Source organism: Scytonema sp. PCC 10023, from assembly GCF_963920835.1.
Taxonomy (GTDB): Bacteria; Cyanobacteriota; Cyanobacteriia; order Cyanobacteriales; family Nostocaceae; genus Kalymmatonema.
Map to the genome: position 1 here is coordinate 101,362 of NZ_CAWUDP010000002.1, position 24,563 is coordinate 125,924.

The 24,563-nt window shown below is 44.6% G+C and carries 16 protein-coding genes and 1 riboswitch; of the genes, 13 read left to right on the forward strand and 3 right to left on the reverse strand.

All coding sequences use genetic code 11. The features are described 5' to 3' along the window. Positions 1 to 151: 151 nt before the first annotated feature. The 5 genes from ACM0OZ_RS01870 (at position 152) to ACM0OZ_RS01890 (ending at position 4,014) form a co-directional block, all read left to right on the forward strand. The gene (locus tag ACM0OZ_RS01870; RefSeq protein ID WP_414581136.1) at positions 152 to 1,357 is read left to right on the forward strand and encodes an RNA-guided endonuclease InsQ/TnpB family protein; all 1,206 of its coding nucleotides are present in this window, start codon (positions 152 to 154) and stop codon (positions 1,355 to 1,357) included. 72 nt (positions 1,358 to 1,429) lie between these two features. Beyond that, positions 1,430 to 3,010, forward strand: coding sequence for an FAD-dependent oxidoreductase (locus tag ACM0OZ_RS01875; protein ID WP_414581137.1), 1,581 nt, complete (start codon positions 1,430 to 1,432; stop codon positions 3,008 to 3,010). Positions 3,011 to 3,094: 84 nt separating this feature from the next. Beyond that, positions 3,095 to 3,322, forward strand: a complete 228-nt coding sequence (locus tag ACM0OZ_RS01880) for a DUF433 domain-containing protein (protein WP_052490523.1) — start codon at positions 3,095 to 3,097, stop codon at positions 3,320 to 3,322. After that, positions 3,303 to 3,488 carry a hypothetical protein gene (locus ACM0OZ_RS01885; protein ID WP_414581138.1) on the forward strand — a complete coding sequence of 62 codons (186 nt, stop codon included), beginning with the start codon at positions 3,303 to 3,305 and terminating at the stop codon, positions 3,486 to 3,488. Before ACM0OZ_RS01880 ends, ACM0OZ_RS01885 begins: the two co-directional genes overlap by 20 nt. A 376-nt stretch (positions 3,489 to 3,864) precedes the next feature. Next, positions 3,865 to 4,014, forward strand: coding sequence for a hypothetical protein (locus ACM0OZ_RS01890; protein ID WP_414581139.1), 150 nt, complete (start codon positions 3,865 to 3,867; stop codon positions 4,012 to 4,014). A 229-nt stretch (positions 4,015 to 4,243) separates the two neighbouring features. On the opposite strand, the gene shc is transcribed toward ACM0OZ_RS01890, so the two are convergent. After that, the gene (gene shc / locus ACM0OZ_RS01895) at positions 4,244 to 6,163 is read right to left on the reverse strand and encodes a squalene--hopene cyclase (protein ID WP_414581140.1); all 1,920 of its coding nucleotides are present in this window, start codon (positions 6,161 to 6,163) and stop codon (positions 4,244 to 4,246) included. A gap of 120 nt (positions 6,164 to 6,283) precedes the next feature. Here shc and ACM0OZ_RS01900 point away from each other — a divergent pair, with 120 nt between their 5' ends. The 4 genes from ACM0OZ_RS01900 (at position 6,284) to ACM0OZ_RS01915 (ending at position 10,472) form a co-directional block, all read left to right on the forward strand. Next, positions 6,284 to 7,564: a glycosyltransferase gene (locus ACM0OZ_RS01900; protein WP_414581141.1), complete on the forward strand. Its 1,281-nt coding sequence runs from the start codon at positions 6,284 to 6,286 to the stop codon at positions 7,562 to 7,564. A 74-nt stretch (positions 7,565 to 7,638) separates the two neighbouring features. Then, on the forward strand, positions 7,639 to 8,826 hold the full coding sequence (locus ACM0OZ_RS01905) for an FtsX-like permease family protein (protein ID WP_414581142.1): 1,188 nt from the start codon (positions 7,639 to 7,641) through the stop codon (positions 8,824 to 8,826). 137 nt (positions 8,827 to 8,963) lie between these two features. Continuing rightward, entirely contained in the window at positions 8,964 to 9,701 is a 738-nt protein-coding gene (locus tag ACM0OZ_RS01910) for an ABC transporter ATP-binding protein (protein WP_414581143.1), read from the forward strand. 201 nt (positions 9,702 to 9,902) lie between these two features. Beyond that, a riboswitch (Fluoride riboswitch) is annotated at positions 9,903 to 9,978 on the forward strand. 212 nt (positions 9,979 to 10,190) lie between these two features. Continuing rightward, on the forward strand, positions 10,191 to 10,472 hold the full coding sequence (locus ACM0OZ_RS01915) for a hypothetical protein (RefSeq protein WP_414581144.1): 282 nt from the start codon (positions 10,191 to 10,193) through the stop codon (positions 10,470 to 10,472). Positions 10,473 to 10,680: 208 nt separating this feature from the next. Here the strand turns inward: ACM0OZ_RS01915 and ACM0OZ_RS01920 are convergent, their stop codons facing one another. Next, on the reverse strand, positions 10,681 to 16,569 hold the full coding sequence (locus tag ACM0OZ_RS01920; protein WP_414581145.1) for a translocation/assembly module TamB domain-containing protein: 5,889 nt from the start codon (positions 16,567 to 16,569) through the stop codon (positions 10,681 to 10,683). A gap of 770 nt (positions 16,570 to 17,339) precedes the next feature. On the opposite strand from ACM0OZ_RS01920, the gene ACM0OZ_RS01925 reads away from it, so the two are divergent. From ACM0OZ_RS01925 to ACM0OZ_RS01940, 4 genes are all read left to right on the forward strand, one after another. Beyond that, entirely contained in the window at positions 17,340 to 18,596 is a 1,257-nt protein-coding gene (locus ACM0OZ_RS01925) for an RNA-guided endonuclease InsQ/TnpB family protein (RefSeq protein WP_414581146.1), read from the forward strand. Positions 18,597 to 18,643: 47 nt separating this feature from the next. Next, complete coding sequence (locus tag ACM0OZ_RS01930; RefSeq protein ID WP_414581147.1) at positions 18,644 to 19,066, forward strand: DUF3110 domain-containing protein; 423 nt, start codon at positions 18,644 to 18,646, stop codon at positions 19,064 to 19,066. A gap of 90 nt (positions 19,067 to 19,156) precedes the next feature. Further along, on the forward strand, positions 19,157 to 20,083 hold the full coding sequence (murQ, locus tag ACM0OZ_RS01935; protein ID WP_414581148.1) for an N-acetylmuramic acid 6-phosphate etherase: 927 nt from the start codon (positions 19,157 to 19,159) through the stop codon (positions 20,081 to 20,083). 659 nt (positions 20,084 to 20,742) lie between these two features. Then, positions 20,743 to 22,401 carry an alpha-amylase family glycosyl hydrolase gene (locus ACM0OZ_RS01940; protein ID WP_414581149.1) on the forward strand — a complete coding sequence of 553 codons (1,659 nt, stop codon included), beginning with the start codon at positions 20,743 to 20,745 and terminating at the stop codon, positions 22,399 to 22,401. Positions 22,402 to 23,007: 606 nt separating this feature from the next. Here the strand turns inward: ACM0OZ_RS01940 and ACM0OZ_RS01945 are convergent. Beyond that, entirely contained in the window at positions 23,008 to 24,543 is a 1,536-nt protein-coding gene (locus ACM0OZ_RS01945) for a hypothetical protein (protein ID WP_414581150.1), read from the reverse strand. Between the last annotated feature and the right edge of the window lie 20 nt (positions 24,544 to 24,563).

Genomic DNA, 24,563 nt, shown 5'->3' on the forward strand with positions numbered 1-24,563 from the left:
TTCCCGCTTGTTGGGAGACCCGCCTATGTCCTGAGCCCCACCCTCTACGCAGTAGGGTGGGGAGGAAAGCGGGTAATTTACGGGACTCGATGTCCCGTAAATTACCTATATTTGTGCTATTCTAAAGTGGATGAAGTTTAACACCTCTCAAATGCAAACGATATCTGTAAAATGCAAGCTTCAAGTTCCTATAGAGTTGCGTTCTGAAATAGATCGCACTTTGCAGGGGTTTGCTGATGCTTGCAATCAGATATACGAGGTTGCAAAACGAGAGAAATGCTGGAACACGACGAAGTTGCACCACTTGGTTTACAAACCAATTAGGGAGACAACAAAGCTTAAGGCGAACCATGTTTGCCAAGCGATTCGTCGTGTGATTGGTAACGCCAAAGCGTGTAGGCAGCCCCACAAGTTTAGACCGACATCCATCAATTTGGATGCTCGGACTTTTGAGTACTTTGAAGAATTGCAATCGGTTGGTGTTACGTTGATGTGCGGTCGCAAGCAGTTTAAGTTGAGTATTGGTAATTACCAGTTGGCACTGCTTAAGGGACAAACTCCAACTGCGGCAACGCTCAACAAAACCAAACGTGGCGACTACTACATCAACATCTGTGTTGACCTCCCTACCGACCCAACAGGGAAGACACCCAAGGTGATTGGGGTCGATTTGGGCAGGCGGGATATCGCAACCACTTCCAACGGTAAATCGTGGAGTGGCGAAAAGATTCAAGCTACTCGTGACCGATACAGCAAGGTCAGGGCGAACGTTCAAAGTAAACGCACGCGCAGTTCTAGACGACTGTTGCGAAGGCTCTCTGGCAGAGAACAACGCTTTCAAAAGTGGCTGAATCACAACATATCGAAACAGCTTGTTCAAGAAGCCAAACAGACTAATTCTGGACTCGCTTTTGAGGACTTGACAAACATTAGAGAATCGCTCAACCAAAAACCACGCAGCAAAACGGAACGACGCAGAACAAACAACTGGGCTTTTTACCAGTTGCGAGTCTTTGTACAGTACAAAGCGAATATTTCTGGTATACCCGTTGTTTTTGCTCCACCCGCCTATACTAGCCAAACTTGTTCGCGGTGCCACCATATTCACCCCGAAAAAGACAAGGGCAAATCTTATCGTTATGGCAAGTTGTTTAAGTGTGGGCATTGTGGTTTTGAGTGTGACGCTGATGTAAATGCTGCGTTAAATATTGCAGCTTTGGGGATTTCCGTAAACAATCCCGAAGTTCCGGGGATTACCTGTCTGTTGGAAGGACAACGAGAGCTTTTTCCGACTGGCAGTGAGAACTGGGACAAAGCCCCAACTTCAACGAAGCGTAAGCGGAGTAAGTTGGGGTAGTTTACTTCTGGAATAACAAACACTGAGATTGTTGATTTGATTAAGAACATTAAGAGCCAAGCAGAAAACACTATGCCTCCAGTCAGGGTTGATTCGACAGTTCGTACGTACGACATTATTTGCTTCGGGGACGAAGTTCCTGGTGTTCTCGCCCTAGTTTGTGGAGCAAGGGAATACTACCGCCAGACGAAGCAGTACCCACGGACTTTGCTACTGTTTAAAGGAAATCCTAAATTAGGCATCGGCGGTCATTTGGTGCGCGGTGGGTTGTCTTATCTTGACCGTTCTGCGGTTCCCTCTGCCATTCGCCAATCTTGTCGTTTGGACACTTTTGGAGATCCACCCGCCATCTACAAGGAATTTTTGCAAAAAGCTGGAGTAGCGCTGATTGCTCTCGATCCAGTTAAGGCTGATACCGCTTTGCGACAGATGTTGAGTGAGGTGGGTGCAGATATTATTGGTGATATTGAAATTAAGTCCGTTATCAAAGAAGGGCAGAAAATTGCTGGTATTAAACTGACTAACGATGAAACTTATTTAGGCAAACAGTTTATTGACTCCACTGTAAACGCTGAATTGGCGCAAGCGGCTGGAGTGAAAAAACTTAAGGGGTTTGAAACTTTTGGCTTACCTAACTCGGAACTGGCAGTGACCCTAGTATTTCAAACTCAAGGGCTAAGTATTGATAAACTCAAAAATGTGGAGTATCAATATCTTAAACGTTTCACCAAAGTAGCAGATACTGAAGCTCAGAAATGGTTAAATACTGCTGCAGGCGGAGATCGAGCAAGAGCAGATGAACTCAGAAAAAACCTCGTTGATTCTCAAGGTAATCTGAAAACGATGTTCGTAGGGCAAGACTACATCGACGTTCGCTGCAAAGCCCTTTCTATCGCTTACCACGCTTTTCGGGGTACTCCTCTGTCGTTTGAGTCTAGTAGTGCCATTCTTGACAACGGTAACGTAGCAATTTTGTCTGGGGGGCGGTTGTCTTGGAATGCATTGTTGTTTGGAGTCAATGCTGATCAAGCGGAAGCGTTAGCACGCGCGAAAGCCAAGCCGACAGCAGAAATGCTCAAAGAGATGCTGTTTGTGAGAAAGTGGTTTGAAAGCATTGGCGCTAGTCAGGTGAAGCCCGCAGAAGAACTGTATATTCGGCATGCAGGCAATATTGTAGGAGCTGTTGACCCCCTTAGTGGCTCTGAAATGCTATCGGGAGGCGTACCAGACACTCAAGCTTTGGGAACTTTTGGTTACCATTTTGATATCCGTGGGGGAATCAAAGGTTTAGATACAAGAGCTGCTACGAAAGGTTTTAACAATCTGGCATTTAACCCGCCCCTGTTCAACATCGGCTTTCAGCACGCCCTCGTCAAAAATGTACCCAACTTGGCGGTTATCAGTCCAGCTTCTGGATTTGTTGGCTATGCTTCCTCTGCTGGGAGAATTGTGGAATTCAATTGTGGAGTTGGACAGGGAGTAGGAATTGCAGCGGGAATGGCGATCGCTCAAGGGCGTAACCTAGCCGATACTTCCAATACCCAAGTGCGAACCATCTTGGCACAAACAGGACGACTACCTCAAATCTATGGTACGAGCAATGTATTACTAGCAAGTCAGCTAGGGGATTTTGAGAATCAGATGATTGCTTAATCTTCTTGAGGTAGCACCCCATGACTACTTCTGCAACGGTTTACAGGAAATATACTGCATGAAAAAATAGCAAAAACGAAAATTATGATTACCTTAGTCCAAAGTCCAGTAAGTTCCGATCCAGAAGTCATGGGTGGCACGTTGGTATTCCGAAATACGAGAGTCCCAGTCCAATCGCTTTTCGATTACTTAGACGATGGATTTTCTCTAGAGGAGTTTTTGGACAACTTCCCATCTGTCACTCGTGCAGATGCGGTCAATTTTCTGAAACTTGCTCGTGAACACGTTCAACATGAAAATCATTCTGGATGAGAATTTACCAAGAGGTTTGAAGCGTTATTTGTGTGCTTATGAAGTGACTACGGTTCAAGAGCAGGGATGGGCTGGGTTTAAGAATGGCGAACTGATGACGAGCATTGATGGTGTGTACGATGTTTTTCTCACCGAAAATCAAAGGGCGGAAGCCCCTGTTTTCTAAACATGGGGAGGAAGCTCGAAGGCAATTTTAATTGCCGTTCAATATCCACCGAACACAATACGAAAAATCTGCGACAATAAGTGTATGCCGAAATAGGAAACGCACTGTTGACCCGACAGGAACGGCTCGACCGTAGGCAAGAGACGGCGAGTTGTCTCGGCTAGGGGTAGTGAACACATTGCTTGCGCTCTTTAAAGGCAAACCAATGTTTTTTCCGGGGTGTGGGGATGAGTACATCCTCTATTAACCGTAACCACGCCTGGAGGCTCGGCATTTGTGTTTCGGAACCTGAACAGGAACCAAACCGCTACCGTACAGGGCACTCGAATTGCCCCCGCGTTCTACGCGTGGGGAATGCGTTACATCAGACAAGAATTTGAAATACCAGCAAAACTTAACTGGAATCAGGATAGCGATTATTGAGCTTCCCACAAATCGATTAAAGCTATTAGAAACTATCACCGATAAAATTTTGGCAGAAGTTGAGAGCGTTTCGCTAGGAATGTACGTGCAAGTCTCTCTTTAGTCACCATTAGTAATTTTTATTACATAAAAGCTAATAAAAAACCCAGATTCTTCATGAAACTGGGTTTTTATTGTGTTAACTTATACTTACAGCGCTTTCCTGTAAGGTGGGCATTGCTCACCAATATCTCAAATGTTCATTACGTAAGCTTTTAGGGGCAATGCCCACCCTACGATTTATGGTCTAATCATAAGAATAAGCGCTCTAATGAGAAGTTTCGTAACTGAGGTTATCGCCCAAACTCTGATATCGCTTGATACCTACCCAAAGCTAATAGGGGAAAATACTGTTGATAAAGGTGATATTTCAGATAAAAATGACTAGGAAAGCCAGTCCCTGTAAATTCTGACTCGTCCCAAGTGCCATCTGAACGCTGAGTTTCCAAAAGATAGCCAATTCCCTGCTCAAGGGCAACTTTCGCAAAGTTGCCAGTTGCTTGACCTGCTGCTATTAAACCTAGTATTGCCCAGGCAGTTTGAGATGCAGTACTGACTCCTTGTCCTTTGAGACTTGGGTCATCGTAGCTGCGGCAAGTTTCGCCCCATCCACCATCTGGGTTTTGACATCCGACTAACCAAGCAGCACCTTGTTCTATACTCAGTCGTGTCTTTTCTGGAGCAATGAGGGACAGAGCGCAAAGAACTTCACTTGTGCCATAAATGTAATTCACTCCCCAACGACCAAACCAGCAACCCTCAATTTCTTGCTCGGCTTTGAGATAGCTAATTGCCCGCTCTAGGTTGCGTGTATCAATGAACAGATTGCACTCACCTAGCATTTCTAACACCCGAGCGGTGACATCAGCTGTGTTTGGATCAATCATGGCTTTAAGGTCACCATAAGGTATTTGGTTGATCCAATCCTGATCATTGTCCATATCAAATGCCGCCCAACCACCAGGCTGACACTGCATGGAAGCAATCCAGTTCACAGCACGAGCGATCGCCGCTTGCTTCAATTTTTCGTTGGGTAGTTTCACTTGATTAAGAGCCATGACAACGACCGCAGTATCGTCTACATCTGGATAAAAGCGGTTGTCAAACTCAAACGCCCAAGCTCCTGGTTTTCCTGTTCGATTTTTAACAGCCCAATCACCGTAATCCAGAATCTGCTTACTCAACAACCATTCTCCAGCTTTAACCACAGCAGGATGATCAGGAGCCAAGCCAGAATCTACTAAAGCTCGCATTGCCCAAGCAGTATCCCATACAGGGGAAATACAAGGCTGTATTCTGTAGGTATCCGCAGTTTCAATGGCAAAATTGTCAACTGCCCGCAGCCCTCGCTCTACAATAGGGTCAGCCGCGTCATAATCCAGAGCGCGCAAAGCGAGTAGTGAATTTAGCATGGCGGGAATAATTCCGCCCCAATCTCCTGTTGCTTCTTGCCGCTCTAACACCCAGCGTTCTGCAGCTTGAATACCTTCTTGACGAAACGGAACTAAATTGAGGGTTTCTGCTAATTTAAAGGTTTCGTCTAGAGTAATAAATAAATCTGTCCAATCACCCTTACGAGGCAACTCATAGCGAGCTTGCTCAACACCTTCAGCATACAGTTCGTCCAAGTTGATGGCTGGATCAGTCAGAAAAACAGGTTTGCGGTCAATGACAATCAGCAGCGGAACAGTGCTTGACCTTGCCCAGCTAGACATTTCATAGATGTTAAACAAAAAATTCGAGGGCAACAACATCACCCAAGGTGGTAGAGAAGGAATGCCGCGCCAGTTGTAACATCCTATAAGTGCTAGGTGTAACTTGGTAAAAATGCGAGTCTTACTGATCCCACCGCGTTCCAGGATGAACTTCCGCGCCTTAACCATTGCGGGGTCTGTTTGTGGGACACCAAGCAGCTTCAGCGCCATGTATGCTTCAACCGAGGTACTCAGTTCTCCGCCATCCCCGTAGAAAAGTTCCCAACCTCCGTGATCCCGTTGTTGAGAACGCAGATATGCTTCAACTTTATGCAACGGTCTTTCTCGGTCTGTGCCCCAAATCTTATGGAGGAGGACAACCTCCGCAGTGATGGTGACATTGGATTCTAACTCCGCCCACCAGTATCCATCAGGATATTGAATAGAAAGAAGATAGTTTTGACTGGCGGCGATCGCGTCTTTTACACGGGAAACTGCCACTTTGTCTTGAATTTGCATAGTTTTCCGTTGCTCCTCAACCACATATGTCTGCTTCTTTTTGGTTATGTACAGGAAAGTTCTTTCCCTGTCATAAGGTGACATTGTAATGTGTTTTCTAAGTGGAAAAAAGAAAACACGATGATCGGTGAAATTGGACTATGGCTTTCTGTTCTATCCTTGACAATTTGGGTGATATTACTAGGGTTTTGGGGTCAGTTTTGGCGCTCAGACCAACGATTAACAAGACAGGAAACAGATTTACCAATGTTCCCTAACATTTGTGCTGTCATCCCCGCAAGAAATGAAGCCGATTTGCTTCCTGTCACTTTGCGATCGCTTCTCAACCAAGACTATCCTGGTCATCTCAGTATCGTCTTGGTAGACGATAGCAGTACGGATGGAACAGCAAATGTTGCCCGTGATGTTGCCCAGGAATTAGACAAAACTCAGCAATTACACGTCCTTTCTGGACAACCTTTGGCTCCTGGTTGGACGGGTAAGTTATGGGCGCTACACCAAGGTATTCAATATGCACAAACCCTGACACCGACACCAGACTATTTTCTGCTGACGGATGCTGATATTGAACACGATGCTTTGAATCTCCGCTCTTTGGTAGCAAAAGCGCAACAAGAAGATTTGGATCTCGTTTCTTTAATGGTGCGGCTTAGGTGCGAGAGTTTTTGGGAAAAATTGCTCATTCCAGCATTTGTATTTTTCTTTCAAAAACTCAACCCCTTTCCTTGGGTGAACGATCCCACCAAACCAACAGCCGCCGCTGCTGGTGGGTGTATTTTAATCACCCGTGAAGCTTTAACCCGCATTGGTGGTATTGAGGTCGTCCGCAATGCGTTAATTGATGATTGCGCCCTAGCGCAAGCCGTAAAATCTAGGCGTTTTACCCAATTTCCCTATAGGGAAGACAAGGGAGACAGGGAAGACAAGGGAGAAAATACCTCCTCATCCCCCTCATCCCCCTCATCCCCCTCATTTCACAAAATTTGGCTAGGACTAACCGACTCAACCCACAGCTTGCGACCTTATCCATCCCTGTCAACCATTTGGGACATGATAGCCCGCACTGCGTTCACACAGTTAAATTATTCCTTGGGGTTGTTAATCCTAACAGTCATCGGGATGATACTTATTTACATTGTTCCACCTGTGTGTGCAATATTCGGTTTGCTCACTGGAAATTCCCTTGTGGCGATCGCCGGCTTATCTACCTGGCTAGTTATGGCTTATGCCTACTTACCCACGATCCGATTTTATCGATGTTCTCCCGCTTTGGCGTTGTGTCTTCCTGGAATTGCTCTCCTTTATACGCTCATGACTGTAGACTCGGCTGTGCGTCACTGGCAAAAGCGAGGAGGAACTTGGAAAGGAAGAGTCTATTCTAAAACGATAAAGGCTGGTTAATCGCTCATTGTTAGTAGTTAGTACAACAAAACAACCAACAATTCATCACAATTTCTTATTCCCTATTACATTTTATGGCTTCAATTGCTCGTAAAAATTTACTAGAAGACATTCCTCGCTTTTTAGTGGCGCAAGCAGGAATTTTATTTGCCGTTAGCTTAGTCACCATTCAAACAGGTCTTCAATATGGGTTTGCTCGTTCCTCTTCCCAGTTAATTGATCAATCGCGTGCTGACATTTGGGTGTCTTCAAAAAATATGCAGCATTTGGGGCTAACTATACCAATTCCCTACGAACAGGTTACCAAGGCGCGCAAAGTCAAAGGTGTAGACAAAGCTGAAGGTGTCATTATTGATGGTGCGTTGTGGCATGAACTACAAACAGACGAAATTACCTCGGTTACGCTGGTTGGCGCAGATCCACAAGGAATGTTATTTGACCGATCAACCATTGTCGCAGGCAGTTTTAATGACTTGAAGCAACCCTTTAGGTTCATTATTGACAAAACTGGCTTGGATGGTATTCATCTCAAAACGTTGGGTGAGGTAGGAGAAATTAACAATATTGGTGCGAAGTTGGTAGGTTTTACTCAAGGAACTCAATCAATTATCTTCGGTACCTTGATGTTCACTTCTTTAGAAACTGCCAACACTTATAGAAATTACGGTAGTCAAACAACCGCTTCTCCAACTAACGTAGGTACCTCTGCTAAAAAGCCAACATCAACCGACCAGATTAGCTTCGTTTTGATTCGGGCAAAACCCGGCCAAAACATAGCCAAATTAAAGCGAGATTTAGAACAAGCTTTACCAGACACCCGCACTTACACTCGGCAAGAAATGTCTAAAATAACACAAGTCTACTGGCAGGAACGCTCTGGAATTGGATTTATTCTCGGTCTTGGTGCGGTAGTTGGCGTCGTTGTTGGGGCAGTGGTCGTTAGTCAAATTCTTTATGCTTCTGTCACAGATCATATCAAAGAGTTTGGCACCCTCAAAGCAATGGGGGCATCTGATTGGTTTATTTACAATGTAATTATTGAGCAAGCAATCTGGATGGCAATTTTAGGGTATCTACCAGGGATCGCTCTTTGTCTAGGAGTGGCAGCTTGGACATCAACAGCACAGGGTATTGTCATTTTAATTACACCTATCTCGGCAGCTACTGTTTTTGGAATTACGGTGTTGATGTGCGTCAGTTCTGCTGTTTTTGCGATTCAAAAAGTCACTCGCGTTGATCCAGCGATTGTCTTTAAAGGATAGTTATCTTATCAGTAATTTTACTTTTTATATAGTGCTAATCACTACATAATTAAGTTTGTGGTTCTTCAGCAGTCGAAAGCACACAACAAATCTCAACTGACAATTAAAAATTGTATATGCCCAAAGAATTTGAGCAAATGACTGATTCTAAAATTCAATCTCATAAATTTGCCCAGAGCAAATATCAAATGAATTCCACTGCAACAGGCGCAATTGTTGCCGAAGCGGTGGAAATGGTCATTAATTCTAAGCAGCAGCGCCTTCAAATCCTCAAACAAGTTTACTGGGATATCCAAAAGGGTGATATAGAAATTTTAATGGGACCTTCTGGCTCGGGGAAAACGACTTTGCTGTCAATTTTAGCGGGACTATTGACTCCGACGGCTGGCAGCGTATATTTGCTTGGGCAAGATATTACCAGAATGTCTCGAACTGAATTGGCTCGCTTCCGAAGGCACAACATTGGCTTTATTTTTCAGGATTTTAACTTGTTCCCAGCACTAACGGCAATTGAGAATGTAGAAGCAGCCTTAAATGTCAAAGGCATTCGCGGAAAGCCAGCACGCAAAGAAGCACAAGCTTTGTTGGAACAAGTTGGACTGGGGGATAAGATAAAGCAACTTCCCCGTGATTTGTCGGGGGGACAAAAACAAAGAGTGGCGATCGCCCGTGCTTTAACTGGTCATCCACAGGTGATTATGGCAGATGAGCCAACGGCTGCTTTAGACTCTCACAGCGGACATTTGGTTATGGAGTTACTGCGCCAATTGGCAAAAGAACAAGGTTGTACAGTGTTGATTGTCACCCATGATCCCCGGATTTTAGATTTGGCTGACCGAGTTGTTTATATGGAAGATGGCGTACTTAAGCAGTGAACAAAAAATTTTTGTTAAGTTATGTCATGTTTGTAGGGTAAAAATGTATTTCAATTATCTTTCTTACAAGAAAGATAATTGAAAAAAAGCAAAAACATCAGAGATTGTTAAGATCTGTATATTCCCTCTCCAGGATTAGCAAGTGTTTATCAAAAATCTTCCAATGGGTTGGTTAGGGTCTACAAGCCTTTTTGGTAAATATAAATAGTAGGTGATGGGACTCACCTTCTGGAAACTCCAGAGAACCGCGCTCGTGGCTGATAGTCTCTACCTCAATCTGCCGATTAGCCTCATGAAATAATCGGCTTTCAACGATAGGAGGTGAGATATGGATTGACCATGCCCAAGAAGGTTACACAAGCAGCTTTTTGACAACTGAAAATCCTAATTTTTCTGTTTCTAAACCTTGGAAGAAGCAAACTCTTAATTCAGGGCTGTTTACCCTCCTGAAAGAAAACTTTGTCAACCAATCATTTAGGAAAGTAGAACATGAATATAAGAGCGATCGCCCAAAGGGCAGTAGCAACGCCAATCGCATTACCTATCCTACTGGGTTTAAGCGCAATGTTGGGTGCTTGCCAAGAGCCTGTAAGAGATGCAAGCAGAAATGATCCGAATTTTGCCCAGTCGGTAGACAATACCAGGAATTACCAGGAGTATTCAGCACGCACAGATGACCGAGATGATAGAGATGACCGAGATGATAGAGATGACCGAGATGATAGAGATGACCGAGATGATAGAGATGACCGAAATGATAGAGATGACTAAGTAATTCTGTTACTGCACCTTAGAGAAGGGGAGAACAAGGAAGAAGGAATTCCTTCAAACTTCTTCATGTAGGGGTTAAAACCCGCACCCACTAAGGTGCGATGTTTTGAGTTCGGTGCTGCGCCTATCTCAAAACCCCTCGCTAACCCTCCCCTTGGTAACTCTACCTTCTGCCTTGCCTCAACGATAAATATTCACGCCGACCTACTTAAAACCTCTTTTGATACTCAATAACTGCGCGATTGTCATCATTTAAATTAGTGGTTGCACGCAGACGAATGTTATTGTTGAGTCGGTAGTTAATACCCCATTGGAAGGGGTCGCTATTTGTCAAAATCTTCAGGGTGGAGACAGAAAACCTGCGAGTGATATCCACTCCGGCTTCCGCTGCCAATTCCAAAGTTGAACTACTCCTACCTGCTGTCAGAGTGTCGGAGAGGATGGTTGGGAAGAGACGCAGTTCGCTTAAACCCAATGCAGTTGCAATCTGATTAAGAGGTTCCTGAAGATTGTTTAGTACAGCGGAACCTGCTATATTAATCAGTCCTAAGGTAGTGTCGTTAGTGCGTCCTTCGGTCTCTACAATTCCACCCCCAAGCAGGGCAACAATTTCTGTTTCGCTGCGTACGGGGCTCGAAGTCAGTTCGAGACTTTCATCCAGTTTACTTGCCAGACCTTGCACCCTGGCATCAACACGAACAGTTTCTAAAGCCGCCAACCCTGTGATATTTGGTTTATTGAGGTCAGTATTTTGAATAACGTCAAGTACTTTAGCAAATAGCTGCATGTCTAACTCGGGATCGCGGGGTTGATTTGCTCTAAAAATAGCTTTATGTTTATAGCCACGCGCAAGGTTAAATCGAGTCGTAAATAAATTTACGCTTCCTTCCTTCAAGCGGATCGTTCCTTCTGGTATTGGTTCGCTAAACGAACCGTTGACGTTAAGGGTTCCAGTAGCCCGGAAACTGATAATGAGTGGACGGGTAATTTGTACGTTTTTGCCGAGCTGTAACTGTAGGTCTTTGAACCGAGTCGCTGTATAGTCAGCTTTCGGGGCCTCTTGCTTGACCTGTTTCACACCTGAAACATCTATTTTGCTATTTCCATTGGTCGTTTTTGTAGATTCTGCTAGTAAAACTTGACCCTCAGCTAACTGCAATTTACCACCAATCATTGGTTTCAGGGCGGAACCAGTCACCAGCAAGTTACCGCTGACGCCTCCTTGGTAAAGTTCCTTAAGATTCAAAGCCAATTGGTCAAGGGTAACGGTGAGGGGATGATCTATTTTTGTTTCTTGACTCGAGACAGGAATCTCACCTTGTGCCTCGACTTTACCCTTGTTATTATACTTACCTTGAAGATTTTGCACGGCAATCCGGTCTAAACCAAACTGCACTGTTCCTGTAATACCTGTCAGCTTTCCTGGTAAAGCTTGAGATGAAAAGGTGGCATCCTTAACAGTGGCAATTCCATCTAGTATCGGCTGTTGTGTTGTCCCCCGCACCATCAAGTCTATTTGTCCCTCACCTTTTTCAAAGGCGACTTGGTTAGTTAACAGGTTTAAGACTGCCAGCCCTTCATTTTGAACTTTCACATCCAGATTAATTTGATCGTTATCTGGCTTTACAGAAGCAAAAGGCAACTGATAAGGTATACTACCAGCAATTTTAACTGGCTCTGAACCAGAAACCGTAACGTGGCTGCCAAAGTTCAAGCGACCATTGGTATAGTTGAAACTCGCAGTCGCTGACTCTACGCCCTTCTGATTGAGAGTCCCTTCAGTGATTTGCAATTCTCCCTTTGCCTGTGGATTGCCAATACTCCCTGCTAAAGCTGCTGTGCCGTTGAGATTACCTGTAAAACCAACGGGCAGTTTGACAAAATTATTTAGCACTTGCACGGGGAAATTGACAACCTGCAACTGACCAGATTGTTCATTACCGCCAATATTACCTGTCAAAGCGATCAAGTTGTTCTGAGACTCCAGTCGCAAAGGTAGCAATCTGAGAACACCGTTTTCAAATCTACCTTGAGCAATCACTTGGTCTGCTTTATATAAACGATCCGGTTCATCTGCCCTACCCCAAACAAAGTTTTGACCGTTTAAATTAAAGCTTACATCCAGCCCGTTCGCTGTTGCAGTATCTATAGAAATTTCACCGTTGAAAGTTCCCTTTAAATCTGCCAATTCCGGTATGGGAGAAACATTGCGACGCTGTTGTTTTTGTTGTGCTAGCCGATTTTCAAATTCGCCAAAGCGTTGAAGTTGGGCAGACAAAGGCTGATCTGAAAATCCTACTGATTCGGTGGCATTCAAATCTGCTGCTGTACCGTAGTTTGGCTGTGCCAAACCGCGTTGAACATCTTGTAATTCATATAACTGTAGTGCAGTGAGGACATCTTGAACTTGACCTTGGGTAACGTTCAGTTTACCTTTGATTTGCGGACCTTTGGGAGTTTGGCTCAAAGTTCCGGCAAGGGCGTAGCGACTCACACCTTTGACAAATTCGCTGTTTGTAATTGTTGCTTGACCATCACCGTAATGGAATTGTGCCATCAGGCGATCGCCTTTAATGCGTCCTAATTGCGGCTTGGCAATTGCAATATCCCCTTGTGTGGCAAATGTCTTTTGATTAACCTGAAAATCCCCAGTTAAAAATCCAGCAATGACACCCGTACCAAGATGAGTATTCGCAGGCGGGGTGAGATTCAATATCGCCAAGGGGAAGTTTTCCACTTTCATTGCCAAATTGTCCCCTTGAGATTGACCGCTTGCCAATGCATTTTCCCACCTCACTAAGAAAGAGTTGGGACGATTTTTTGCGTCTGCGTTGAGAGTAATGCGATCGCGTGTGCCTGCAACATCTAAATTTAAACCCTGTCCCTGCGCCAATTGGATGTTTCCAGTTAACACCGACTCAAAAGCCAGTCGATTCACCACCAAGTCTCGTAACCTAACTTGCCCTTGTATATTTGGTACAGGTAGCGTACCGCTGATTCTTCCCCCAAAATCGGCTTTCCCTGCTAAAGCCACAGCGCTGGGAAGCTGCATTGGCAACTTTTGCAGATTATAATTCTGTGCTTGAACGTTGAGATTTAATTCAGTAATTTCCGGTATGCCTGTCCCACCAGATTTGGCTAAAATATAACCATTAGCACTTAAACCTGGAGAAGTGGCTCGCTCGACGAGCAGCTTTTGTCCATCCCAGCCAACAACTGCTGTCAGCGGTTGCTCAATACCAGCAATGCCTTGAGAAAGCTGCACCTGACCAGAGGCACGTACATTGGATATGTTGAAAGTTCCCACAGTACCCGCCAGTTGCAGTTTACCGCCAAATTGACCCCGCAACTGCTGCGACAACCGTTTTAATTCCACACCAGAAGCATCAACCACAGCCTGATAACGACCATCAGCAAGTTGGATCTTAGAAGCGGTGACTGTGCCACCTGCAACATTTACTCGTGCCTGACCAGTGGCTTGAATAGCTTGTGGTTTGAACGAATCAGCTAAACCAGCAACGTTAAACTGACCTGTCAAAGTCCCGTTAAATTGCGGTGGCACTTGTGATAATTTTTGCAATGGCACACGACTGGCTTGGAGTTGCGCTTGATAGCGACCGGCTTCCAATTGGATATTAGAAGCAGTCACACTACCACTACCAAAATTGACGCGTGCTTGTCCTGTGGCTACAACACCCTGCAGTTGAAAGGATTCAACTGAACCAGCAACGTTGAATTGACCGCTTAACCTTCCTTGAGATTGTTTAGGTAATTGTGCTAATTGTTGCACGTCTACGTTATTTGCTTGTAGTTGTGCTTTATACAAACCTTCAGCAACTTGGATATGAGAAGCTGTAATTGCGCCACCACCAACTAATAAGCGTCCTTCACCAGTAGCACGTAAGGTTTTGAGGTTAAAAGCGTCTGTATTTCCTGAAACTTGGAACTTACCCGCTAATGGTCCATTTAAAGTTTGGGGCGCTTGTTTTAGCAAACGCCCCAACCGCACACCGTCAGCAACCAATTCGGCAGAAAAGCTTTGTTCGCCAAATTGAAGATTAGAAATAGCAACTGTGCCACCCGCAACTTGAACTTTTGCATTATCTGGACGAATTGTGGCAATTTTAAATGGGGCTGAGGTTCCTGAGACGACGAGACGACCGTTGAAGCGTGCGTCATCGAGAGAGACGTTTTGCAGTTGACTGGAGTTGACAAAACGTTGCACTTGTACTTTGGAAGCATCGGCGATCGCTTGCCAACGCTGATTCGCCCAACTCCCAGCAATTTGTACTGTACCACCAGCAACACTCAGAGCAACATTACGGAAAGAGACAGTTTTGTCTGGGGCGACAATTGCTTCTCCGCTTCCGGGGTAAGTTGCTTGCGGCGCTTGCCATTGTACCGTTGTCTGAACATTTTCACCACTGCCAGTCAGTTGTGCTGTACCTAAGACAGTACCAATTTGGAATGCAGGTTTTATATCGTAAGCAGAGGCAATGGCATCCCCTGGAACGTTCTTTGCCGTGACATGAAAATTCAGCTTGGGAATTTTGTTAACAAATTGAATCGTCCCAGCGCCTGTAACTTCACCGCCTACAGTCGCTTTGCCTTGAATATTTTTAAAAGTAATAATGGATGCGACAGGAGAAAACTCAAACTGTGTGCTGACACTCTTAAAATCGACTTTGTCAATTTTTGCAGGTTTTATAGTGGCAACTGTGCCAAACAGAATTGGGTTAGTGATTGGTCCAACAACCTGTAAGTCTGCCTTACCTTCCCCAATTGTCGGTACGGGTAATTTGACGTTGAGAGTTTCCCGTGCATTTGCCACATTTACCGAATTTACACGCGCTGCTAACTTGTAGCCGGCTTTGGAGTCAATGGTGCCGTTTGCTATTAAAGGGATTTTGCCATAACCAGTGGCGACATTTTCCAGTTCAAGCTGAGTTCCTTGAAAGCGCACCTTTCCTTGAGATTTGATAAATGGTAGTGGCATTCGCGGAACTTGAAGTTGAACCCCTTGCCCAGTAGCATTACCAAAAACGAGTAGGTTTTGCTGTTTTTGTTTCAGTTGAATGTTTTGAATTTTCAACTCACCCTCAACTCGACCTGCTTGTAATTCCACGGGTAACTTAACGATGCGAGAAACATCAGCAGCAAGGAAGTTCCGCACCCGCAACAACTCTAAGTTAACTTCTTGTGTCTTTGGACGAAAATCTCCTTGTATCGAAAGGTTGCCACCGTTATCTGGTTGTCCATCCAAATTAAATTTAATAAGTTTGTAGTTTTCTAATAGTTGGGCAGTTCCGTTGATTTGTGAAAATGCTACGGGCGATGAGGAAGATGAGGGAGATGAGGGAGATGAGGGGGATGAGGAAGATGAGGGGGATGAGGGGGATGAGGGAGATGAGGGGGATGAGGGAGATGAGGGGGATGAGGGGGATGAGGGAGTGAGGGAGTGAGGGAGTGAGGGAGAAACTCCTAATTTTGAATTTTGAATTTTGTAGACGCCCGCAGGGCGGCTTCCCGCAGGGTATTTTGAATTGATTTCTTCGCCTACCTGATTTGGCTGGGGAACGAGCACCAAGTTGGCATTGCGAAACCGCAGTTTGTCCAAATCAGTTTTAATTGGTCCTTTTCGACCTGACGGCGTTATTTTTGTGGTGATCCAGCGTCTTTGTTCATCCTGTTGAAGGTAAACATCCGGGTTCACTAAGGTGACGTCTAACTTGAGTTTGTGGTTCAACAGCAACTGTAATGGATCAAAACCTACCTCTACAACCTCGACTGTCACCTTATCCGGATCTGTAGGTGTTGCTGGAATGGCTGAAGCCCCAAACGTCACTCCCGTAAGCGAAAGTTGTTTCACTTTTCCCAGTTGAACTGGACGGTTGAGTGTAGTAGTAAGATTGGTTTGGGCTAGTGGCACTAAGTCTTTATGAATAAAATTCCATACTCGCCAAGCACCGCCCATAATTCCTATGAGCAGAATTCCGCTCAAAGCAATGCCACCACGGCTTAAAATCAATAACCATTGATGCGTACTATAAATACGGGGGGATTGGGAGTGATGGTCTGAATTACAAGCTTTGGTCATTTCGTCTCACTACTGACTCACCGAAACAGTCCTAAGTGCCTAGTGCTGAGGAACCTCCGCACGCCGTTGTCCTCTTCAAGTCGAGGAACCGTCTTAGGCGAAAAGCTCCCGAATTTATCCGTGGAGCAATCATAGCGTTTTTTCTTTGTTTGATCCCCTAAATTTATTTGAGGGGAATTCCTCCTCACACCCTGCTTTTGATCTACAGGGCTTAGCACTCATCATCAGCACTCATAAACAAATGTAGCTGTCACAGTTGTACAACCACCTGGCACACTACTGGCTACGCCTACTCCAGGATAACCGACGATACTAAAGACGGCAGGAGAAATCATGCTTAAAGCTAGATGTGAAATGTGACGCTTATACTTTTGGTAATATTAACTCTATTAGAAAAAAATTAAAAATATCTAAGAAAGTGAGGATTCTTGCCTGGGCTTTTCCTTGGACGCAATCAAGAAGTTTAATTAACTTGTGTGGGGTCTGGGGAGCAGTAAGTCCCGCGCCCTTCGGGTTCGCCAGTTCCCTAGGTCGGGAAACCCTCCTATGTCCTTCGGACACGCTGCGCGAACAGGACTGGACTCACCATAATCTTTGATTTGGCGTCGGGATACACGGACTCCCCAGGGAAAAAGACAGTAACGGCAGACGCTTCAAGTCGGGGAACCCGCAAGGGCGCGCTGCCTCCTCGATGTGCTGTCTTTTTCCTATCTCTCTTGAAGTTCTAACAGATAACTAAAGTCTGTTAGAATATCTCAGGAGGTGATTAGATGCTCTCGTTGACTTACAGTTACCGAATTTATCCAGACGCTGCTCAAGAAGCAAGAATGCTTGCTTGGATGGAATCGTGTCGCAAAATGTACAACGACGCACTGCGGGAACGCAAAGACTGGATTGCTTCGCGTAAATGTGCTGTCAACGCCTGCTCTATTCACTCTGAATACATCATCCCGGTTGACACCCCATACCCTGACTACTACAAACAGCAAAACGGACTGACACCAATCAAAAAGGACAATCCTGAACTGAAAGATGTTCAATCTCAAGTACTGCAAGACGCATTGAAACGACTTGATAAAGCGTTCAAGTTTATGATGGAACGCGGTTTTGGGTTTCCCCGATTCAAGAAGGTTGGTCAATACAGATCGTTTGTGTTTCCACAGTTCAAATCCAATCCGTTGACGGGTTTTCAAATTAAACTGCCCAAAATTGGAGCAATGCCTATCAATCTGCATCGCCCAGTTCCAGATGGGTTTGTAGTCAAGCAGGTTAGAGTTGTCAGCAAAGCGTCGGGATGGTACGCTCAGTTGATTTTGCAATGTGATGTTTCCGTGCCCGATATCATCCCTGATGGCAATTCCATCGGTATTGATGTCGGATTGTCCAAGTTTTTGGCTGTGTCCAACGGACAATTGGTAGAAAGACCCAAGTTTTTCAATTCAATGCATAGCAAGCTTAGATGGCTGCAACGCAAGTTGAAAAACAAGACCAAAGGCTCTAGCAACTACCGGAAAGCACAGCATAAGATACGTAGATTGCATGAACGCATTTATGACACACGCAAACAGTTTCATATCAATACAGCACACGCTTTGTGTGATGGCGTGGGAATGGTTTTTGCTGAGGACTTGAATCTCAAGATGACAAGTCGCGGGATGTTGGCAAAGCATTGCTTGGACGCAGCTTGGGGTAGTTTTCTTGAGATTCTTTCGAGTGTGTGTTGGAAACGTGGGGTGTACTTTGCTAAGGTGAATCCCAATGGGACTAGTCAAACGTGTCCTCAGTGCGGAACTCATACCGGGAAAAAGAAGCTGTCTGAACGTGTTCATGTTTGCCATGAGTGTGGATATACAACAGACCGTGATGTTGCTGCCGCTATGGTGGTAGAACAGAGGGGTCTTGCAGCTGCGGGACTCGCAGTCAAGCTGCCTGTGGAGGTAACGTCCGCCGGGGACGCAAGTCTAGGCGCGACCAATGAAGCAGGAAAGCCCAACCGTAAGATTGGGAAGCCCGCGCTGTACTCGTAGAGTCAGCGCCGGGAGATGTCACGAATAGATCCAAGATGGAAGATTAGATGATTACACCCATGCGTGTTTTTGTATTACTGTTTAACGCCCGCACAGAAAATGAGGGAATTCACACAATTCAAGTGGGCGATCGCAATAAAGTTCTGATGTTCGAGTCAGAAGACGACGCTGCACGCTATGCTCTCATGCTTGAAGCTCAAGATTTCCCCACACCCACCGTAGAAGCGTTTGATTCTGAGGAAATCAAGGAATTTTGTCAAAGTGCGGACTATGACTGGGAAATTGTCCCAACTGACAGTGGTTTGGCAATTCCCCCGGAAATCAACCTTGAAGAAACCGATTGGAAACCAGAATCCGAAGAGGACGTTGCGGAGGAAACCTTCCCTCGTAACCAGAACTCGCCGGAAAAACCAGAATTATCTGACTCAGAACTAGACAGCATTCGGCGCAAACTAGAAGGGTTATTGTAGAGAGTCGTTAGTCATGAGTCATGAGTCATGAGTCATTACTAAGGACAGAGGACAAAGGACAAATGACCACGGACAGAGGACAAAGGACAAATGATGAACTTGCAGGGGCGCGGGTATCTTTTAACAGAGCAGGTCAATCCTGATAGTCTAAACCTAGACCAAATCAGTTGTGTTGAATTGGTGGAACTGTTTAATCAGGAAGACGCAAAGGCAGTGGCTGCGGTAGCTGCTGCTAAAGTTCAGTTAGCTGAAGCGATTGAACGCATTGCAGAACAATTGCAACACGGAGGACGCCTGTTTTATATTGGAGCAGGGACAAGTGGTAGGTTAGCAGTGTTAGACGCTGCAGAGTGTCCACCTACTTTTTGTACACCCCCAGAGATGGTACAAGGAATTATTGCTGGGGGTGCAGGCGCACTAGTACGCAGTTCCGAAGATTTGGAAGACAACGCCGAAGATGGTGAAGCGGCGATCGCTCAACGACAAGTCACGCAACTTGATGTCGTCGTTGGGATTACAGCAGGGGGGACAACGCCTTTTGTCCACGGCGCAATGAGTGCTGCTCGTAGCCGGGGTGCGACTACTATATTTATAGCCTGTGTCCCTGCTGAACAAGTCACCTGTGATGCTGATATTGATATTCGCCTGTTGACTGGACCAGAAATACTTGCTGGTTCAACTCGCCTAAAAGCTGGTACGGCGACGAAACTCGCCTTAAATATCCTTTCTACGGGTGTAATGGTGCAGTTGGGTAAAGTTTATGGCAATCGTATGGTGGATGTGGCGGTAACAAATCAAAAGTTACGCGATCGCGCTTTGCGTATTTTACAAGACCTCACAGGTTTAAGTCGAGAAGCCGCTGGTTTCTTATTAGAACGTAGTGGCAAATGGGTAAAGTTAGCACTGTTGATGCATTGGACTGGGTTGGAAAAAGAAGAGGGCTTACAACTCCTATCAAAATACCAAGGTCATCTTAGGGCAGCTGTTGCTAGTTACAAAAACAACAGCCAATCCTGAGAATTCCAGTTTCAGTTATCAATGAAAAGTCACGAGTGAGGAGTTATTAACTTCTCACTAACAATTTTTCTATAGCTTTATGAACAAGCTTTTAAGAGTATGGAACATATATGTTATGTCAAATTTTTCATCTTACTAAAAATAAACTAAACATGAAATTGTAGGGTGCGTTAAAGCCGAAAGTACGGCACCACTGTTATAGCAATCCTCCGCACATTTGTGTGAAAGTGCCTGCGCGAGGGCATAAATCGCGCATGCTGAGATTCCCGACTTCTTTAAGAAGTCGGGAATCTTGTTGTTCACGTAGCCTTAAGCTCAACTTCATAGAGATTTGCTATTAATATTTGCTGCGTACATTTACGGTTCATTATTCATTATATAGAGACTTTAAAAGTTATAGTTCATTAAGCAATAAAATTAGAATACAGCTTTTATAAAAATTCAACCTTAAGATAGAGGTATACAATACTTTATTATTTCTATAGGGTGATTGGCTAATTTATTTAGTCATTGGAAAATGTTGATATCTGGCATAAATAATTTAAGAATTGCTAATTTCTAAATGATTAATAGCTAAAAGCAATTAATCATTTCACCGTTAGCAATCTTTTTATGCTTTTTTGCTAGCACATCACCGTCTTGTATCTCGATAGACTTCTATGGCAAAGCCAATTGAATTTAATTTATTTGCGCCCTACAACGAAGCCGCTGCATTAATTGCTTCTTTTTCCAATTGGGAAGAAATCCCCATGGAAAAAGGTGACGATGGTTATTTTCGCACAACTGTTGAATTAGAGGATGGTGTTTATCAATATAAATTCCGCGTTCAATCAAAATCGTGGTTTTTTGAACCAAATCAATGGGTTGATGTGACAGATCCCTACGCCACTGATATTGATGAATCAAGTGGACATGATAACGGTATCGTACGGATAAAAGACGGGGAAAGAATTGTTGATACCTATGTTTGGCAACATGACGATAAACCCCTACCCGCAGACCACGAATTAGTCATTTATGAACTACACGTTGCTGACTTTTCTGGTGGTGAAGATGACCCTTACACGCGAGGAAAGTATAAGCACGTTGTTGAAAAGTTAGATTACCTTACTGAACTGGGAATTAACGCTATTGAGTTGATGCCACTCAAAGAATACCCAGGCGATTATAGTTGGGGTTATAACCCGCGTCACTTCTTTGCCACAGAATCAAGTTATGGTTCTACAGAAGAGTTGAAAAACTTAATTGATGAGTGCCATGCCAGAGGAATTCGCGTTATCATCGACGGTATTTATAACCATTCAGAATCATCAAGTCCATTAACACAAATTGACCACGATTATTGGTATCATCACTCTCCCCGTGACCCTGATAATAGCTGGGGACCTGAATTTAATTATGAATTCTACGATGAAAAATTAGAGACCTATCCTGCGCGTAGATTTATTGGTGATACGGTACGTTTTTGGATTCAAGAATATCACGTTGACGGCATTCGCTACGATGCAGCGCGGCAAATTGCTAACTACGACTTCATGCACTGGATTGTGCAAGAAGCTAAAAAAACTGCTAGCATGAAGCCTTTTTACAATATTGCTGAACACATTCCTGAAACTTCCAGTATCACCAATGCAGATGGACCGATGGATGGATGCTGGCACGACAGTTTTCTGCATACAATTGTGCCACACCTATGCGGTGACACCTTTGATTTAGAGCAACTTAAAGATGTCATCGACGCTAAGCGCCAAGGCTTCATGGGTGCTACGAATGTTATAAATTACTTAACAAACCACGACCACGATCGCCTAATGGTGGAACTGGGGAACCGCGAGATTTTTGACGAAGAAGCTTTTAGGCGCATTCGGTTGGGAGTTGCTATTCTGATGACAACCGTTGGTGTGCCTTTGATTTGGATGGGACAAGAGTTTGGCGAGTACAAGCCAAAAACACAAGAGTCATCAAAAATTGAATGGGGATTGCTAGGCAATGACCTAAATCGCGGCTTATTTGAATACTACAAAGGCTTAATTAGCCTGCGTAAACAAAATCATGCCCTTTACACAGAAAATATTGACTTCATCCACGAAAATCCAGAGGCAAAAGTGTTTGCTTACAGCCGATGGAATGATGAAGGTTCTCGTGTTGTGGTTGTGGCGAATTTCTCAGAAAATTTCCTTGCTGGCTATCACGTTCCGAACTTCCCTAGTGGTGGTACATGGCACGAGTGGACAGCTAATTATGATGTGGAAGCTGGCGACGATGGCATTATAACTGACATAGGACCATACGAAGCCAAAGTGTTTGTTTGGCAATAACTTTTGGGATGGCTTCCTTCGTTCCTCGCAATGACAAATTCAACGTAGGGTTAGCTGCTGCTCAATAATCTAGGTGCAAATCTAAGCAGATATCTGGATTATTGCCTAGATTCTTGCGGAAAAAGCGCATTTCTCATTGTATAATAAACTAACGCCTGATTAGTGCGGGATGCAAAAGCTTACTTGGTGTGAAAACCATGAAACACTTGGCACAAACTAATTATTAAAAAATCAATATGTTAAGTCCTCCGTCATTTTTGATGGTCTCTAACTGGGAGTATCAGGTCAAACTGAGCAATCGGTAAGTCTCTTGACGCTTGATATAGGCAGAACATAAACCGCCAAGTTCCATCTGTACAGATTTGCCGACTTGTAGGTAGATATGCATAGATTTTTAGAAGCGGTGACTCAGATCTTGCACCCAACAAGAGCCTCTGGCTCTAATATCTCGTTACCAGGTTCAACCTGGTAACGAGGGTTTGGAGCCTCTGGCGACTCACTGTTGCAACTCTTGCAAGATTTCAGGTGAGGAATGATAACATTGCCTACCCTACAAATCGAAGTTTGTTTCTACACCAACAACATCCTAGAAGGAGCTGGTGTGGCTCATGACATCGACTTAGTGAATCCAATATTGTCATCAATAACTGCTGTTGGTCCTATGGGAAGCTTTTGCGGGTCTTGTAGGTCGAGTTTCTCGAACTCGATTTTGGAGTTCCACACCTTTGTTAAGAAATCTTTCAACACCTCAATTGTGAACAACTCGCCAGGGCAACGACGGTATCCAAAACCGAAAGGCGCGTAGCCAGCATAGTCACATACAGGATATGCTTTGTCATCGACAATGCCGTAAACGGTGCCAAATGCACTATTGGTTAGTTCGGCATTTCTACCGTCCTTCACCTTGAATGTCTCTTTGTGGAAGGGACATCGGGCAAATCCGATTTCTTTAGATTTGGCTGAGTCAATTTGGTCGCTGGTGGGTGCATCTTTGTAGCGATCGGGATTGAATTCCGTTGGGTTCTCCCAGTGTCGTGGGTCTTCACTGGTCGCTTTATGAGGGCTTATAACGTAGCCGTATCTATCGTATAGTGGTTCTCTGACTTCTTGAACAGCAGAGACGCTGCCACCGTTTGGCGAAATCGTGCGAAATAACTCCATCATAAATCGGTCGAGGGGAGTAAAAGGGGAACCGTTCGCCTGGTCATAATCACTTTCCATCGTCTTTTTAAACCATGCGCGGATGTTGGAGTCTCCTGTGTTCTTGCTGAGTTTAGAGATGATGTTGTAGATAGTATTGCCCCACTGACTCAAGGCAACAAAATTATGGAAGCACTCGAAAACAACATCTTTGCGCCTGAAATCCTCTCCCTCTTCACCATTCTTGATCCAGTAGTACACGAACGTCTTCTGGGGATCTGCTACATTTCTCCTGATCACGTCTTCGACTCTTTGATCAATCCACTCTTTCAAGAAGTTGCGCAGATCACGCACCTTCATATAATTTTTGTAGACAATTTCCATGGTTGGGTCCCGATAGGCTAAGACAGTGTTGAAACTTTCCCCTATCTCCCGAACCTCTGGCGGAATCGCATCGCCCTTGACACCAAGGTGTAGATCCCAGTACAGGTCGAAATAGTTATCTAGGTACTGACGCATCAAGGGTTTACCAGCGTTCTTTTCGTCAAAGAGCTGATCAAAAAATTTAACTACCTTGTCCCCATACATGGGGCGATATAAATCTGGGGTAAGAGCTGAATAGTAAATCCTTTTTCTACGATTATCGTCGCCACGGTTTTCATAACCTTGGATAAATACCGACAGCCCATCCTCTTCCTTATTCGGTTCCCAGTTGTCATATAATAGTCCCCAAAAGTAATAGGGTAGGGCGTTCTCCTTGTTGAATCTTTCCTCATCAAGCATCGGAAGAGATAGCCGTTCTCCTTGATAAACACTTGTAACCAAAGAAGGCACGATCGCATGCTTAATGTAAGAAAGGTCAAAAATGCTAGGGAGTAACTCGCGAAGACGATTGAGGGCTGAGGTCTTTCTTTCAGGAAGGTTTGAATTTAAATCTTCCTTAAGCTCTTGATTAATGGTAGAGAAAAATTCAGAAATATCAGCAATCGGAAAAAAAGACATGATTTGGACTCCTTGTAATG